The 16,408-nt window shown below is 30.3% G+C and carries 16 protein-coding genes, 1 tRNA gene and 1 pseudogene; 4 read left to right on the top strand and 14 right to left on the bottom strand.

Going from position 1 to position 16,408, the window contains the following annotated elements:
- The first annotated feature begins 17 nt into the window (after positions 1-17).
- Genes HMPREF9629_RS07930 through HMPREF9629_RS07920 form a run of 3 tightly spaced genes read left to right on the top strand, consistent with a single transcriptional unit; the run spans position 18 to position 2,569 of the window.
- A complete protein-coding gene (locus HMPREF9629_RS07930; protein WP_009525871.1) occupies positions 18-914 on the top strand; it encodes an ABC transporter ATP-binding protein in 897 nt (298 codons plus the stop codon).
- On the top strand, positions 892-1,869 hold the full coding sequence (locus HMPREF9629_RS07925; RefSeq protein ID WP_009525870.1) for an ABC transporter permease subunit: 978 nt from the start codon (positions 892-894) through the stop codon (positions 1,867-1,869). The genes HMPREF9629_RS07930 and HMPREF9629_RS07925 overlap by 23 nt, the downstream gene beginning before the upstream one ends.
- 10 nt (positions 1,870-1,879) lie before the next feature.
- Complete coding sequence (locus HMPREF9629_RS07920; RefSeq protein ID WP_009525869.1) at positions 1,880-2,569, top strand: hypothetical protein; 690 nt, start codon at positions 1,880-1,882, stop codon at positions 2,567-2,569.
- Positions 2,570-3,149: 580 nt separating this feature from the next.
- On the opposite strand, the gene HMPREF9629_RS07915 is transcribed toward HMPREF9629_RS07920, so the two are convergent.
- The 3 genes from HMPREF9629_RS07915 to HMPREF9629_RS07905 all read right to left on the bottom strand — a co-directional run bounded on the left by HMPREF9629_RS07915 (position 3,150) and on the right by HMPREF9629_RS07905 (position 5,504).
- A tRNA-Leu gene (locus HMPREF9629_RS07915) sits at positions 3,150-3,237 on the bottom strand.
- Positions 3,238-3,559: 322 nt separating this feature from the next.
- Complete coding sequence (bioB, locus tag HMPREF9629_RS07910) at positions 3,560-4,534, bottom strand: biotin synthase BioB (RefSeq protein WP_009525867.1); 975 nt, start codon at positions 4,532-4,534, stop codon at positions 3,560-3,562.
- A 103-nt stretch (positions 4,535-4,637) separates the two neighbouring features.
- On the bottom strand, positions 4,638-5,504 hold the full coding sequence (locus tag HMPREF9629_RS07905) for a DMT family transporter (RefSeq protein WP_009525866.1): 867 nt from the start codon (positions 5,502-5,504) through the stop codon (positions 4,638-4,640).
- Positions 5,505-5,693: 189 nt separating this feature from the next.
- On the opposite strand from HMPREF9629_RS07905, the gene HMPREF9629_RS07900 reads away from it, so the two are divergent.
- Positions 5,694-6,626: an L-lactate dehydrogenase gene (locus HMPREF9629_RS07900; RefSeq protein ID WP_009525865.1), complete on the top strand. Its 933-nt coding sequence runs from the start codon at positions 5,694-5,696 to the stop codon at positions 6,624-6,626.
- 61 nt (positions 6,627-6,687) lie between these two features.
- Here HMPREF9629_RS07900 and HMPREF9629_RS07895 read toward each other — a convergent pair whose 3' ends face one another.
- The 11 genes and pseudogenes from HMPREF9629_RS07895 to HMPREF9629_RS07845 form a co-directional block, all read right to left on the bottom strand.
- Positions 6,688-7,179 (bottom strand): MarR family winged helix-turn-helix transcriptional regulator, encoded by a 492-nt coding sequence (locus HMPREF9629_RS07895; protein WP_009525864.1) that lies wholly within the window; start codon positions 7,177-7,179, stop codon positions 6,688-6,690.
- A 315-nt stretch (positions 7,180-7,494) separates the two neighbouring features.
- Positions 7,495-7,917 (bottom strand): 3-hydroxyacyl-ACP dehydratase FabZ, encoded by a 423-nt coding sequence (gene fabZ / locus HMPREF9629_RS07890; protein ID WP_009525863.1) that lies wholly within the window; start codon positions 7,915-7,917, stop codon positions 7,495-7,497.
- Positions 7,918-8,124: 207 nt separating this feature from the next.
- On the bottom strand, positions 8,125-9,372 hold the full coding sequence (fabF, locus tag HMPREF9629_RS07885; RefSeq protein WP_009525862.1) for a beta-ketoacyl-ACP synthase II: 1,248 nt from the start codon (positions 9,370-9,372) through the stop codon (positions 8,125-8,127).
- Entirely contained in the window at positions 9,369-10,103 is a 735-nt protein-coding gene (fabG, locus tag HMPREF9629_RS07880; RefSeq protein WP_009525861.1) for a 3-oxoacyl-[acyl-carrier-protein] reductase, read from the bottom strand. Before fabG ends, fabF begins: the two co-directional genes overlap by 4 nt.
- Positions 10,104-10,334: 231 nt before the next feature.
- Positions 10,335-11,279 (bottom strand): ACP S-malonyltransferase, encoded by a 945-nt coding sequence (locus HMPREF9629_RS07875; RefSeq protein ID WP_009525860.1) that lies wholly within the window; start codon positions 11,277-11,279, stop codon positions 10,335-10,337.
- An 11-nt stretch (positions 11,280-11,290) separates the two neighbouring features.
- On the bottom strand, positions 11,291-12,361 hold the full coding sequence (locus HMPREF9629_RS07870) for an NAD(P)H-dependent flavin oxidoreductase (RefSeq protein WP_009525859.1): 1,071 nt from the start codon (positions 12,359-12,361) through the stop codon (positions 11,291-11,293).
- Positions 12,324-13,278, bottom strand: a pseudogene (locus HMPREF9629_RS12680) (nitronate monooxygenase). The gene HMPREF9629_RS07870 and the pseudogene HMPREF9629_RS12680 overlap by 38 nt, the downstream one beginning before the upstream one ends.
- Before the next feature lie 12 nt (positions 13,279-13,290).
- Positions 13,291-14,214: a beta-ketoacyl-ACP synthase 3 gene (locus HMPREF9629_RS07860; protein WP_009525856.1), complete on the bottom strand. Its 924-nt coding sequence runs from the start codon at positions 14,212-14,214 to the stop codon at positions 13,291-13,293.
- Positions 14,198-15,028, bottom strand: coding sequence for a carboxyltransferase subunit alpha (gene accA, locus HMPREF9629_RS07855; RefSeq protein WP_009525855.1), 831 nt, complete (start codon positions 15,026-15,028; stop codon positions 14,198-14,200). The genes HMPREF9629_RS07860 and accA overlap by 17 nt, the downstream gene beginning before the upstream one ends.
- A 70-nt stretch (positions 15,029-15,098) precedes the next feature.
- Positions 15,099-15,920 (bottom strand): acetyl-CoA carboxylase carboxyltransferase subunit beta, encoded by an 822-nt coding sequence (locus HMPREF9629_RS07850; RefSeq protein WP_009525854.1) that lies wholly within the window; start codon positions 15,918-15,920, stop codon positions 15,099-15,101.
- A gap of 253 nt (positions 15,921-16,173) precedes the next feature.
- Positions 16,174-16,398, bottom strand: a complete 225-nt coding sequence (locus tag HMPREF9629_RS07845; protein ID WP_009525853.1) for an acyl carrier protein — start codon at positions 16,396-16,398, stop codon at positions 16,174-16,176.
- Positions 16,399-16,408: the final 10 nt, after the last annotated feature.

Here is a 16,408-nt window from a genome sequence, read left to right as displayed (position 1 = left end):
AAGAGGTGAATAAAATTATGATAATAGGCGAAAACGTATCAAAAAGCTATGATGTACTCCCTGTTATAAAAGATATAAATATCCAGCTTAAAGAAAATTCCATATATGGACTCATAGGTGCCAACGGTGCAGGAAAGACAACACTCATCAAGACACTTTGCGGAATATATATACCCGACTTTGGAAGTGTAAAATTATTTGACAAAGATGTATACTCCTGCAATGAAATAAGAGAAAATATCGCATATGTACCTGACAGCATTATGTTTTACAACAATTTCACAGTAAAAGACATGAAAAATTTTTATAAAAATATATACCGTAATTGGGACGAAAAAAGATACCAAACTCTAAGAGAAGTATTTACATTTTCAGATAAAAAAAGAATAAAACACCTTTCAAAAGGAATGAAAACTCAATTATCTCTATTGATAGCACTCAGCTGTATGCCAAAAGTCATACTTATGGACGAACCTACTTCAGGTCTTGATCCTTTTATAAGAAAAGAGGTGCTTAATCTCATAGTACAAGATGTATCATCAAGAGGCACAAGCGTCCTAATATCAACTCACAACATATCAGAATTGGAACAGATATGCGACAGAGTAGGATTTATGAACAAAGGCGAATTAAAAATACAAGAAGAAATGGAAGATTTAAAATATAAATTCAAAAAATTACAGATAGCTTTTTCCGAAGAAATGAGTGAAGAATTTAAAAAAGAATTTAACCCTAAAATTACAAATAAATACGGAAAAGTATATGAAATTGTAGTAGATATGGATTTTGAAATATTTAAGGAGAGCGCTCAAAGATATAATCCTATTTTGCTTGAAAAATTGGATATGACCTTAGAAGAAATATTTTTATTCAAAATGGGAGGCGATAATAATGTCAAGCAAGTCACTATTTAACACTACACTGATAAAAAAAGATTTAAAAATACTATCTCCGATACTTTACATTAACATTATATACCTTATATTCTCATACCCTTTCAGATATACGCAGGCAATAATACAATTAAAAAACACAGCTTTTAATTTTTACAGTTTTGAAAATCTCAAAAGCTCTGAAATTTTTATAGTCGGCAGTTTTTTTTCAGCACTTATTGCATTTTTGTGTGCTATAATACTTTTTGCAAATGAAAAGAATAAAAAGACTATAGAAATATTAAGTGTAGCACCATTTTCAAGAAAACAAATATATATAAACAAAATAATAACAGGACTACTTGTAAGCATAGTTCCTATGATAATAATATATATGATAACATACTTTATAATATCCACTGAGCCTTTGTTGTCATCAGTATTAGAGTTACAATATTTCAGATTTTATATGTATGTTTGTGTACTTATATCACTTGTAGTATTTTCGTATTTTATAATGGTGTCAATGCTTTTCGGCTCTGTTATATCCACATTTATATGCGGAAGTATATTTGCATTTTTGCCGTTAGGATTTTTCCTATTATTAGACGAACTTGTAAATATCCCTGAAAAGTTGATAGATTTCAGTGCAAAATTTACACCTATGATGGCACAGGCGTTTTCTATAATATATAGAAACACAAATATATGGTCTTTACTTATATATTCGATAATATTCTTGTTGGCGGGATATTTTCTGTTTGAAATGTATAAAATGGAAAAAAACTCCGAATTTTTGACATTCAAATGGACAGAACCGGTATTTAAAATCGGTGTATTCTTATGCTCTGCAGTATTAGGTGCAAATATTATGAAAGTTATGCTTTACGATATATCAAGATTTGAAACTATGAACGAAATATTAGGATTTATAGTAGGCGGTGTATTAGGATATTTTATACCGAAAGCAATAATTTCAAGAAATAAAGTAGCATAGGAGGTATGATATGAAAACTAAAAAAATAATCATAATATTATTATTTGTTATATATATAGCATTTTCATATGTAGCGAATAGCAATGTAAGTATGTTTAAATATTCCGAATTTGCAAAATTGAATCTATATGATTATACAAACAGATTTAACGCTTCTACAATATGCGATATAAAAAATGTAAATTACTACGATAGAAGATATTCTAATATTTTTAGAGAATTCGATGTATATTATTATAATGAAAATAAAATTATATGCTATGTAACCAATTTGACAGATGTAGACAAGTTAATTGAAGATGAAAAAATAACAAATACAAGTAATATAGACTTTAAAAAGCCTAAATTTAATCTTCCGATAGATAAAGAAGAATATCAAAACTTTTTCGGTGATGATTTTACTAAAGTAAAGCAAGAGGCTAAAGTTATAGGTAAAGATGCAAACGGATATTCAAAATTCGATATTTCACCTGACGCACTAATACTCCTTACTGAAGATAACAATATAATATCATATGCTTATATAGACAACAGACTTATCGACACAAGAGATATTATGAACAAAAAATACAAAAATAATATATATGGCAAAGGAAATGACATAGATATGAAAATAGAAAGAGATGAAAAAGGAACATACAATAAGTATAAGCTTGTAGAAGTAAAATTAGAAAAAGAATATAAAGAAGAAGATAACTAAAAGTTACTTAACCCTCCATTTCAAATGGGGGGTTAAGTTTTCCAATTATTATTGTGGAGTGTAAATACTTTTGTGTATAATCTTTGCCTATTTAAATAGATATTATCATCATCTTTCATTTTTCAATTCTACTGAATTTATGCAAAAAAAACTAAGTAAAAAATTACTTAGTGATATTATGTATATTATATATTTTCTTTATATAAGAAAAATTACATTAAAGATTTGTTCTTTGTTATTAATATTATTTTTTTGCTAATACATTCAAACGATTTTATATAATAATCTTTTAATTTTACTTTCTTCATCATAAATTATACCTCCTAAAAAATATTAACTCTTTATTATAGCATAATTTACATAATTTATTTTGGGCTAAGTTAAAAACTTATCATAGGCTATATTGTCCTTAGATAATGTATAAATCGGCTTTATCAAAACTCTCTAAGGTATGCCTCCGCTCATTCCTATGAGCAGGCGTGCTATCAATAGTAACCCGTACTAAAGCTACACGCAAATATCATTAATCATCGCTCTTATATTTATTAAAATAAATATAGTCATTGCGGTCGATATTTAATGGTGCAGAGGAAGGGACTTGAACCCTCACGCCATCAATTAGCATACGCCCCTCAAACGTACGTGTCTGCCGATTCCACCACCTCTGCACATTACTAAATTATTTTATCATAAATTTAAAATTTTTCAAGCATTTTTTTATTTTAGCCTATTAGCTAATAAATAATAAGAAATCATTTTTTTATAAAATAAAAAATTTATTCTTTTATATTAATCTCTAATAGAGCTATTTGTATATTAAACAAAAAATCAATATGTTGATATAAGGTAAAAAATGAAACTGTTGAAATTCATAGCAACAGCTCCATCTTTTACTAAACACTATTTAAAATATACTCAAATATATTAAGAAATATCTGTATTAAATTATATAAATATCATATTGTTCAATATTACTTTACGAAAATATAATTATTTATAATCTATAAGTCCAGGCACGTATCCTAAATCTTTTATCATTTCTATATCATCTTTTATTGTAATTCCTGAAGTTGTAAGCAAATTACCTGATATTGCGGAGTTTGCTCCTGACTTGAAGCAAGATTTTCCTTTGTCTTCCAAAAGTCCTCTTCCACCGGCTAATCTTATTGACGCATCCGGTAATATAAATCTATATATAGCCACTATCCTTCTCATATCATCAATTGTCAGTTTTTTATTATTTTCAAAAGGTGTTCCTGATATTGCGTTCAACATATTTATAGGTACGGATTTTATCCCTAATTCTCTTAAATCTAATGCCATATCTATCCTATCCTCATATGTTTCTCCCAATCCCATTATTCCACCGCTACATACTTCTAATCCTGCTCTTTTTGCAGCTTTTATTGAATTTATTTTATCATCATATGTATGTGTAGTGCATATATTGGCAAAATTATTTCGTGAAGTTTCAAGATTATTATGAATCCTTACAATTCCGGCATCCTTTATATATCTGAATTCATCTTCATCGAGCAATCCGAAAGATGCACATATCTTCGTGTCAAAATCTGCCAATATTTTTTTTATGACATTGCACATATATTCCAATTCTTTTTTATTCAATTTTTTGCCTGATGTAACTATTGAATATCTAAAAATTCCATTTTCAATATTGTTTTTTGCAAGTGATATTATTTCATCTTCTGCAAGAAGCGGATAATAAGCTGCATCTGTATAATAAAATGATGATTGTGCGCAAAACTTACAATTTTCCGAACATTTTCCGCTCTTTCCGTTTACTATAGAACATAAATCAAAATTGTTATTACATATTTTTTCTCTTATTTCATCAGCACAATCACACAAAATTTCAAGTGGTGCGTCCACAAGTGACAATGCCTCATCTTTATCTATAAGTTTTCCGTTCAATACTTCATTTTTTAACTCTATAACCCAATTCAATTTATACACCTCTATTGTCAATTAATTTACAATAGATATGATACAATACTAAAATAATATTGTCAATCATAGTTTTAGTAAATATATACAATCCGCAGATTTTTTATTCGTGTTTTTGCACTAATCTATAATCATAATATGAGGAGATAAATACCAATACTATACCTATAAAACTGTACAACCCAATATTTTGTTTGAAAAATATTATGCTTAATATCGCTGCAAATATCACACTTGTATATGTATATATACTTACTTTGCTTGCCGGCGAATATCTATATCCCATAGTTAGACAAGTCTGTCCTAATCCGGCAAACACACCTATTCCTATCAATAAAAATATTTCATAAATGTTAGGCATTACAAAATTCATAACTACGAACGGAAACGAACATATAGTTGAAAATAAAGAAAAGAAAAATACTATTGTATAAGGCTTTTCAAATTTATTTGCATATGAAAGTGCCATATGTGATATAGCTGTAAGTATTGCAGAAAGCATAGCTATTAAAGATGGGAAAGTCTGTGAATCAAACTTGGGTCTTACTACAAACATAGCTCCTATAAAAGCAATTATAACACACAAGGTCTTGTTTCTATCAAGCGCTTTTCTTGCTAATATAGCAGAAAATATTGTTATGTATATAGGTGAGCTTTTCTGTAATATTGATGCATCTGATAATGTCATATGATTAGTTGCATAAAAAAAGCAACATACTCCTGTATATCCGAAAAATGCTCTTAAAAAAAGGTATTTTCTATTTTCTTTTTTTCCGAAAAAAGACTCTTTTTTCTTAAAAATTACAAAAAATGTTATAAAAAATGTAATTAAATTTCTAAAAAAAATTTGCTCCATAAGTGGTATATTCTTACCGGAAAACTTAACGCAAACTTGCATAACAGAAAACCAAAAAGAAGAAAGTATTATAAAAAATATAGCTTTTCCGGTATTATTATCTGTATTATTCATAAATAATCCTCTATATAATTATATTTTTGCTATTTAGCTTAATTTTAACACATAAACAAAAAAATATAAATCCTAATTTAAATATTTATAAATCTATACCTTTTTTGTTTCAAATATATCAACTGAGTGTATAATACAAATGTAAACCACTTTTAATAAATATATTTTTTATATATAAGGAGAATTTCTATGAAAAGTAAAAATAAAATTTCTGTTATAGGTGCCGGATTTGTAGGTTCTGCAATAACTTTTGCTCTGATACAATCAGGTATTGCTTCAAATATTGTAATGGTAGATTTAAATAAGGATAAGGCTGAGGGCGAAATAATGGATTTGGCACACGGTGCCGCTTTTGTAAAGTCGGTAGATTTAAGTGCAGGAGATTATAAAGATACGGCTGACAGCGATATAGTAATAATAACTGCCGGCGCCGGACAAAAACCCGGAGAAACAAGATTGGACTTAATCAAAAAAAATGTAGCAATTTTCAAATCTATGATACCTCAAATAACAAGATATTCTCCAAATGCAATACTTCTTGTAGTATCAAATCCTGTTGATATATTAACATATGTAACTTATAAGTTATCCGGTTTTCCTGCAAAAAGGGTAATAGGAAGCGGTACTGTACTTGATTCGTCAAGATTGAAATATGAAATTTCAAAAGAATTCGACCTTGATGCAAGAGCAGTTCATGCATATATAATAGGTGAACATGGAGACAGCGAGTTTCCTGTGTGGTCATCAGCATTTATAGGAGCAATATCATTTCATGATTACTGTGAAACAAACGGGCTTGATGAAGAAAAATTAAAAGAAAAATTATCTAAAAATGTAAGAGATGCTGCATATCTTATAATTGAGAAAAAAGGCTATACCAATTATGCAATAGGGCTTGCAGTAAATAGAATAGTAGAGGCTATATTAAGAGATGAAAAATCTATACTTACCGTATCAACTTACAACTCAATAGATGATGTATATTATTCAGCACCTAATATTGTCGGACAAAACGGTCAAGTTATAAAAATATGTCCTAAATTGACTGATTTGGAAACAGAACAATTGGAAAACTCTAAAAAAGTGCTTAAAGAGGTACTTGATCAAATAGATCTCAGATAATTTAACAATACTATAAAAAATCACAACTTCTCTTATATAAAAAGAGCAGCTGTGATTTTTTTTATGCTATCATGCTTGTATTATCGTCTTTTTGATTTTTTTCTTGTCTAATATATGTGACTTCCGGCATAAGCTCGCTTGTAATCTGTTTCAAAATTCCTTGAAACGTATTCATTTCTTCGGCTGTCAATTTTTCTTTAAGCCTATTTATTACCAAATCTACATATCTTTTTTTTATATCATTATATTTATAGTATTTGTCAGTAAGTTCAAGATAATATTCCCTTTTATCGTCTTCAGATTGTATTTTTCTTACATAGCCTTTTTTTACAAGTGATGTTATTCTATAAGCCGTGTTAGGCTGTGATGCTCCCATAAACTCTGTAAGTTGAGATATAGTAGGTCTATTTAACGCATAAATAATATCCACGCAAAAAACTTCCATCAAACTTAAACTTGGATTTCTTTTTTCAAATTTCTTGAATATTATTTTATAAAAATTTATCTTGAATTTGTCATAAATTTCATTAAATAGTTCTTCTACCGTTTGCATTTCAATCCTCTTTCTAAAAATTAATACCTCGGATTAATATAATACCAATCTTAAATACTTGTCTTATCAAATAAAATTTAGTTGCAATATACTTTTTTAAAAGTCTAAATATTATAAGCACTATTTGAATTAAAATATTCTCAAATTATTTTGCAAGAAAAATATATTTAAATATTGTATTAAAAAAACATTTATGTTTAATTGAATAACCGCCTTAAACAAACCTGTTTAAAAAATACTGATTTAATACATGAAAATCAAAGTATTTGAGATTGGTATTAAAAATTGTTCAATTATGGTCAATTACTTTATATCTTAATTTATTACAAATTTAAGCTCAGCTGTACAAACAACTTTATCATTCACTATAGCTTTTGCCTTTCCTATACCGAATACTCCTCTTTGTTCGGTAAGCTCACATTCCAACCTTAATATATCTCCCGGCTTAACTTCTCTTTTAAATCTGACTTTGTCAGCCCCAGCAAACAATGCAATTTTCCCCTTGTTTTCTTCTTTTGATAATATAGCTACAGCTCCTGTTTGAGCCATAGATTCTAATATCAAAACTCCGGGCATTACAGGATAATTTGGAAAATGTCCGTTAAAAAATTCTTCATTAGCTGTAATCGCTTTTTCTCCTATTGCAAATTCCCCTTCTTTGTAATCCAATATCTTGTCTATTAGCAAAAAAGGATATCTGTGAGGTATTATTTTTTTTATTTCATTTATATCAAGCATTAAATTGCTCCTTTACAGTTTTATACTGTTATATTAAAACCTATTTAAAATAACACATAATGCCGAAACATAAAAAATGCATATGAACGTGTTTGATTAAGATAGTTGTAAACTCCGGTGCAGTCAAAAGTGTCTATAATAAAATATATTCCATTCAGCATTTTATTATATGTTTATTTAGGAATTATTAATAATCTGAATTTTAAATTATATTAAAGTATTTTCTTTTCTCATAAGTATAGAGCCGTTATGTCCTCCAAATCCGAATGAATTGCTGAGAGCATAATCTATCTGTGCTTTAACACCTACATTTGGCACTATGTTTAAATCACATTCTTCATCAGGCACTTTATAATTCAAAGTAGGCGGTATAAAATCATTGTTCATAGCAAGTATTGTAAATATCGCCTCAACCGCACCGCTTGCTCCTAATAAATGTCCTGTCATAGATTTTGTAGAACTTACATACATATCATAAGCTATTTTGCCGAACGCATTTTTTATAGCCTTTGTTTCACACATATCATTAAGTTTTGTTGATGTCCCATGTGCATTTATATATACTATTTGTGATTTGTCTACATTTTCAGCATCCGATACCGCATTTTCCATAGCTTTTTGTGCAAATATTCCTTCAGGATTAGGTGACGTTATATGCTCTGCATCACAAGTTGCACCATATCCGTCCATTATCGCATATATTTTGGCGTTTCTTTTCCTTGCGTGTTCCAAATCTTCCAAAACTAATATTCCGGCACCTTCACCCATTACAAATCCGTCTCTTTCTTTGTCAAAAGGTATACTTGCTCTTGATATGTCATTGTGAAGATTAAGAGCTTTCATAGCTGTAAATCCGCCTGTCCCAAGCGGTATTATACAAGACTCGCTACCACCTGCAAAAGCATAATCCAAATATCCGTGGCGTATAAGTCTCATAGCTTCTCCAATAGCCATAGTACCTCCCGCACAAGCCGTTACAGGGCAATTACACATTCCGTTTAATCCTAATTCTATTGCTATATATGCTGAAGTCATATTCACTATTGACATAGGCACAAAAAATGGAGATATATTGTCATATCCTTTTTTTACACCTTTTTCAACTTCTTTTTGTATCGTATCCAAACCGCCTATACCTGATGATATTATTGTGCCTATTTTATCTCTGTCTATTTCATTCAAATCAAGTCCACTGTCTTCTAATGCCATTTTAGCCGCTATAACTCCGAATTGATTTACTCTGTCCATTCTTCTTATAGCTTTTCTGTCTAAATATTCTTCTATCTTTAAGTTTTTCACTTCACCGGCTATTTTCACTATCTGATTTGAAGTATCGAATTGTTTTATATAATCTATTCCGCAATAGGAATTTTTTATGTTATTCCAAATATCTGTAAGAGTATTGCCTATAGGCGTAACGCCTCCCATTCCCGTTACTGCTACATATCTTCTCATCCTAAACTTAAACCTCCATCTACAACTATAACTTGACCTGTTATATAATCAGAATCAGCTAAAAATGAAACTGTCTTTGCAATATCTTGTGTATTTCCTATTTTTCCAAGAGGAATTTTCTTAGATGCTTCATCAATAAATTCTTTCGGAAATTTTCCAACCATATCTGTATTTATAAAACCGGGTGCTATGGCATTTACCGATATATTTCTTTTAGATAACTCCTTTGCCAACGTTTTTGTAAGGCCTATAAGACCTGCTTTTGCCGATGAATAGTTTGCTTGCCCTGCATTTCCGTAAAGTCCGCTTACACTCGATATATTTATTATTTTTCCGCTTCTCTGTTTAACCATTATCTTAGAGACAAATCTGCTACAATTAAATGCTGATACCAAATTAGTCTGTATTACCTGCATAAAATCTTCTAAATTCATCTTTAATATTAAATTATCCTTAGTAATGCCGGCATTATTCACAAGAATATCTACTCTGCCAAACTCAGACATAGCTGCATTTATAAGATTTTCACAGTCTTTTTCAAGTGATAAATCACCTTTTACAATTATGGCTTTTACACCGAATTCTTCACATTCTTTTTGTACTTCTTTTGCACTTTCTCCACTATTTTGATATGATATAGCTACATTATAGCCGTCTTTTGCCAGTTGAATGGCTATTGCTTTTCCGATACCTCTACTTGCTCCGGTTATTATTGCTGATTTATTATCCATTTATATCTCCAAAATTTTTATTTATTAAAATCTATATAATTTAATTATTTCGATAAAAAATAGTTTCTATTTTCTATTTTTTATTTTTATTAAAAACTGTTAAATATATTTTTATACTAAAATACAATATAACAGTAAAAAATAGTGTTTTGTAAATTTAATAAAATAGAACATATTTATAAACTTTTATTATATAAATTATCTATTATTCTATTAGAAATCAGTATAAAATTATAAACTCTCCATATCCTTGACAAAGTTTTCAAGTGTTTCCACAGAATATATTTCATATACTTTTTTACTTGGATCTACTTTTTTCATAAAACCTTTTATAACTGAAGAAAATCCTATTTCAACAAATACATCTATGTCCTGTTTTATGATATTTTCTAATTCTTTTCCAAAATGTACGGTATTTTTTACTTGTTTTACCATTATCTGTTTACATTTATCTTCATCATATATATCTTGAGAATATATACTTGCGTCTAAATTTAAACCTACAGGTATTATAGGTTTACTGAATTTTATATCTTTGAATATATGTTCCAATTCTTCTGATGCACTTTGCATATAAGAAGTATGAAAAGCATTGCTGACTTTAAGTGCAAGTGCCTTTCTGACGCCATTTTCTTTTAATACAGATACTACTTCATCTACTGCATTTTCTTCTCCTGCTATAACTATTTGTCCAGGACAATTAAGGTTTGATATTTCTACAGGATACTCACCTTTTTCGCTTATTTCTTCGCAAGTATTTCTTACAAGTGTTTCATCTGCTCCTATTATAGCCATCATTTTACATTTCATCTTGCTGTTTTGTGCCATAGCAAGACCTCTTTTTTCAGCTATTTTCATAGCATCTTTATCAGTTAAAATATTACTTGCATAAAATGCGCTGTATTCTCCTATACTAAGGCCTCCTACTATTGACGGAAATATATTCTTCTCATTCAATATCTTAGTAATACCTATTTGAAAAGCTACCATTATAGGTTGTGTATATTGTGTTTGAGCTATTTCTTCATCTGATTTTTCAAATGAATACTCCTTTAAATCAAAGTGCAAGTTTATACTTTCATAAAAATCTTTGAATATAGGATAATTATCATAAAAATCTTTACCCATACCCATTTTTTGACTACCTTGTCCACCATATAAAAAACATATTTTCATAAATTATCACCCTATTTTAATTTGCTAACAAGCTCTTCAAGTACTTCTTTTACACTCTTTATTTCTCTACCGTTTCCGGCATTTGCACCACAAAAGAAAAGTCCGTTTTCATAATCTCCTTTTACTGCATTTATAAGTGCTTCCGTTATACAATATATAGTAGTTTTAGGATTGCAAGCTTGAATGCAATTTATACATTTTGCGGGTGCCAATCTTCCAAAGTTTATCCTTTGTAAAAACGGTGTATTTACCGCTCTGCCTATAAGACCTACAGGAGATTTCATAATTTTTAGATCATCTTTGGTGCTTTGCTGAATAACTTTTTTGTAGTCATCTGACGCATCACATTCATTAGTAAGTATAAACGGTGTTGCAGCCTGTACACCATCTGCACCGAGACTTATAATCTCATTTACATCTTCCGGAGAATTTATTCCTCCTGCTGAAAAAAATGGTATCTTTCCGATTATACTCTCATTACTTTTCAAATATTCAAACACTTGCTTAGTTATATTTTGTATACTGAGCTGTTCATCTTCAACTTCTTCTTTTGAAAATCCTAAATGTCCTCCTGCTCTCGGACCTTCCACAACTATAAAATCAGGAAGTCTTTGATAGCTGTTTTTCCATTTTGTTATTATAAGTCTCAAAGCTCTTGCACTTGATACTATCGGTGCTATCATAACATTGCTTCCTTTTACAAGTTCAGGAAGGTTTATAGGTAATCCTGCACCTACTATTATTGCGTCTATCTTTTCTTCGGCTGCAACTTTCACATATTCTTCGAAATTATTTATAGCTCTCATTATATTTACAGCTATAATACCGCTACCTTTTGCAAGCTCTCTGGCTTTTTGCAACTCTTTTCTAAAAGCTCTCTTGTTCGCTTCTATCGTGTTTGTATAAAAGTCTTTTTCTTCATATCCTATATCAACCATTGATATTACTCCAACTCCACCTTCTCTTGCAACACTGCCTGCAAGATTTCCAAGTGAAATTCCTATACCCATACCTCCTTGAATTATAGGATACTTTAAGGAAAACTTACCTATTTTCATCTCTTTTAGTTTTATACTTTTCACCTATTTTCTCCCATTCACTATAATATTCAGACATAAGTCTTTCTATAGTTTCTTCAACTGTACTTATTTTGTTTATCTGCCCCACAACCAAACCTGCCATAACTGAACCGTTGCTTGTATCCCCGTCTAATACCGCCTTTTTCATTGAGCCCAAAGTGAATTTTTCAAGCTCCATTTTATCTTCACCTTTTCTCTCCATAGCCAAATATTTTCTCGACATATCATTTTTTATAAGTCTTACAGGCATACCTATGCTATATCCTGTAACGGTAATATTATTGCTTGATGCTTTCAATACTGCATTTCTATAATTTTCATGTATAGGACATTCTTTTGTTGCCAAAAAAAACTGTTCCCATTTGCATACCTTGAGCTCCTAATATCTCAGATGCTACCATTTGTTTACCGTTACATATACCGCCGGCAGCTATAACAGGTATTTTTATTTCCTGAACAACCTCATTCACTATCGTCATAGTTGTCATAGGTCCGATATGTCCACCGCTTTCGCACCCTTCTGCTATTACAGCGTCCGCACCATATTGCTCAACTCTCCTTGCAAGTGTAGAATTAGGAACTACAGGAATTACCTTAATCCCCTCTTTTTTCCAATTCTCTATATATTTTGACGGGTTTCCTGCTCCTGTAGTAACTACCGGTACTTTCTCTTCAATTACAATATTTGCAAGTTCATCTATTTGTGGATGTAAAAGCATAAGGTTTACTCCGAATACACCATCTGTCTTGCTTTTACATACCCTTATTTCTTCTCTTAAAGTATCCTTGTCCATTCCGCCTGACGCTATTACTCCCAATGCACCTGAATTAGAAACAACAGCGGCGAAACTTCCGGTAGATATATTTGCCATACCGCCTTGAAGTATAGGATATTTAATTCCCAATAATTTATTTATCATACATTCCTCCAACTACCACTTAACATAATAAGAAACCCACGTGAGACCGCCTCCGAATCCACAAAATATTACCTCATCACCTTTTTTTAGCATACCTTTTTTATTAACTTCGTCTAATATAAGAGGTATACTTGCTGATGAAGTATTCCCTACACTTTGCAAATTCATAGGAAATTTATCAATAGGAACACTCCATTTTCTACAAGCTGACTTTAATATTTTTTCATTTGCCTGATGAGATATAAAATAAGTTATATCTTCAGGTTTTTTATTTAACTTTGCAAGTACGTTCTCTATACTTTTAGTAATTACATCTACTGCAAATCTGTATACCTTTTTACCATCCATACTTACATAATTTTCAGATTCCCTAAAATCTCTCAACTTTAATGCGTCTGCTGAATAACTTGCACCAAAATCACAAGCACTTACATCATTATTTTTTTTAACTAAAACACCGCCTGCACCATCTCCAAAAAGTACAGCAGTATTTCTGTCATTTAAATTTATTATACCCGATAATTTTTCTGCTCCTATGACTATTCCATAATCTCCATCTTGCAAAATACCTTCTATAAGAGTAACTCCGCCTGCAAATCCGCTACAAGCCATATTTATATCAGTTGCAAAAATATCTTCATTTAAACCGAGAAAATTTTGCACATGACAAGCCATATTAGGCATAAGGCTGTCAGGAGTTAAGCTTGAAACTATAACCGCTTTAATTTTATGTCTTTCCTCTTCAGTAAGTTCAAAGCCTTCGCATACCTTTGAAATCATATACGATGTTGTTTCATTCTTTGCAAAATGTCTTACCTTTATACCTGTCCTCGAACTTATCCACTCGTCAGAAGTATCAAGATATTTTTCAAATTCTGAGTTTTCTACTATTTTCTCAGGTAGATATGATGATGTTTTCTTAATTTCTAACCCCATTTATCTCTCCCATGCTGAAAAATTTTTCTTTTTTTGATTTTAACACATTTTCTCTGCTCATATCCATTAATTTAAGCAGATGATATTGTATTGTTCTATCTAATCTTAAAAAATTCCTTTTCTTAGCCTCTTCACTGTTCCAATCATCTTCTTTTACTATGTCATCCGCCACACCAAAATCAAATAATTCTTTAGCTGTAAGTTTCATAATGCTCGCCGCCTCTTTCGCTCTGCTTGCATCTTTCCATAATATAGTAGCAAAACCTTCCGGAGAAAGCACAGAATATATGCTGTTTTCCATCATTATAACCTTATTTGCTACAGCAAAAGCCAAAGCTCCTCCACTTCCGCCTTCTCCTGTAAATACTGCAATAGTAGGTACTGTAAGCCTACTCATACAAGCAATACACGATGCTATAGCTTCTCCTTGGCCTCTTTCCTCAGCTCCTATTCCGGGATATGCTCCAGGTGTATCAATGAAAGTTATAACAGGTCTTGAAAACTTTTCAGCTTGCTCCATAAGCCTTATTGCTTTTCTATACCCTTCAGGATTTGGCATCCCGAAATTAAATTTTATATTTTCAGATATTTCTTTGCTCTTTCTCATACCTATAAAAGTAACAGGTATTCTGTGAAATAATCCTATTCCTCCAAAAACACAAGGATCATCTGCGAAAAATCTGTCTCCATGCAAAATAATTTGTTTTTTTATAATATTTTCTGCAAACTCATGAGCCTTTGGTCTTTCCTTATCTCTTGCTCTACACACCGTATTATAAGCATATGAGTTGTCAATATATCCCATTTGTTCCATCTTAATCTCCTAAAAATCAAACCTTTTTATAAAACTTATATCTAATTTAAATTGCAAAAATTAAACTCTATTAATTGATTGTTCTGACATTCTTATGCAATCTTATAAGCGTATATATATATTCCTTGAGATTTTCTCTTGGAACTATATCATCCAAAAATCCATGCTCTAATAAAAATTCTGCGCTTTGAAATCCTTCCGGTAAATCTTGTCTTATAGTTTGTTTTATTACCCTCGGTCCTGCAAAACCAAGATGCGCATGAGGTTCTGATATTATTATATCAGCAATGGATGCAAAACTTGCAATTACTCCCCCTGTTGTAGGATTTGTCATACAAGATATATATAATAATTTCGCCTCGCTATGCTCATTCACAGCCATTGTCGTCTTAGCCATCTGCATAAGAGAATATATTCCTTCTTGCATTCTTGCTCCACCTGATGCACTGAATACCACAACAGGTAAATTATTTTCCTTTGCATATATAAAGGTTCTGCTTATTTCTTCACCAACATAACTTCCCATAGATCCCATAAAATAATTAGGATCCATAACACATACCACAACTCTTTCGTCTTTTATATTACCTACCGCACTTAAAACCGCCTCCATAGAGTCAGTTTTTTTCCTCATATCAAGCTGTTTTTCCTTATAATTAGGAAAATTTATAGGATCGTATATATCAGGATTTTTAGATATGACATCATACGAATCCAATATACTCTTTATTCTGCTGACCGCAGGCATTTTAAAATACAAATTACAATTAGGACAAATATAGTTTGATTTCTCTACAGCACTTTTTTTAACCTCTTTTTTACAATGACTGCAAGTGATAGTAGAACTCTTGGCAAATGAAAGCAATTTACTTCCTATATTTTCAAATTTCATAACAACTCCATTCATATAAAAATTTATACTCATAAGATATAATCATTTTAAAAAAAAATAAGTTATAGATATATCTTTTTTTAATTATTTAAAAATTCATATTAATACCTATATATTTTTTTAATGAATATTCATCATATTTATAAACTTAAACAAAAATTCTATTTTAATGATAAATAAAAATGATTAGCAGAATAAAAAATAATTTAATCTTTTTACACCCCACTAATCATTTTATACTTTTTTAATTCAATTATTTGTTATTTTCAAGATAGTCAACTATATCTTTTACTGTTTGAAATTTTGTAAACTCTTCATCAGGTATCTTAGCAGATAACTTGTCTTCTATTTGAGTAGCTATATCCAACGCATCAAGAGAATCAGCATTCAAATCATCTGTCAGATTGCTCTCCAATTTTATATTTTCTTTATCAGTTCCCAAAACTTCTGCTATTATCTCTTGTACTTGTTCAAACATATTCTTTCTC

The organism is Peptoanaerobacter stomatis (genome assembly GCF_000238115.1).
Taxonomy (GTDB): Bacteria; Bacillota; Clostridia; order Peptostreptococcales; family Filifactoraceae; genus Peptoanaerobacter; species Peptoanaerobacter stomatis.
Note: the sequence above shows the minus strand (reverse complement) of the source record. Positions and strands in the feature narration are given on the sequence as shown.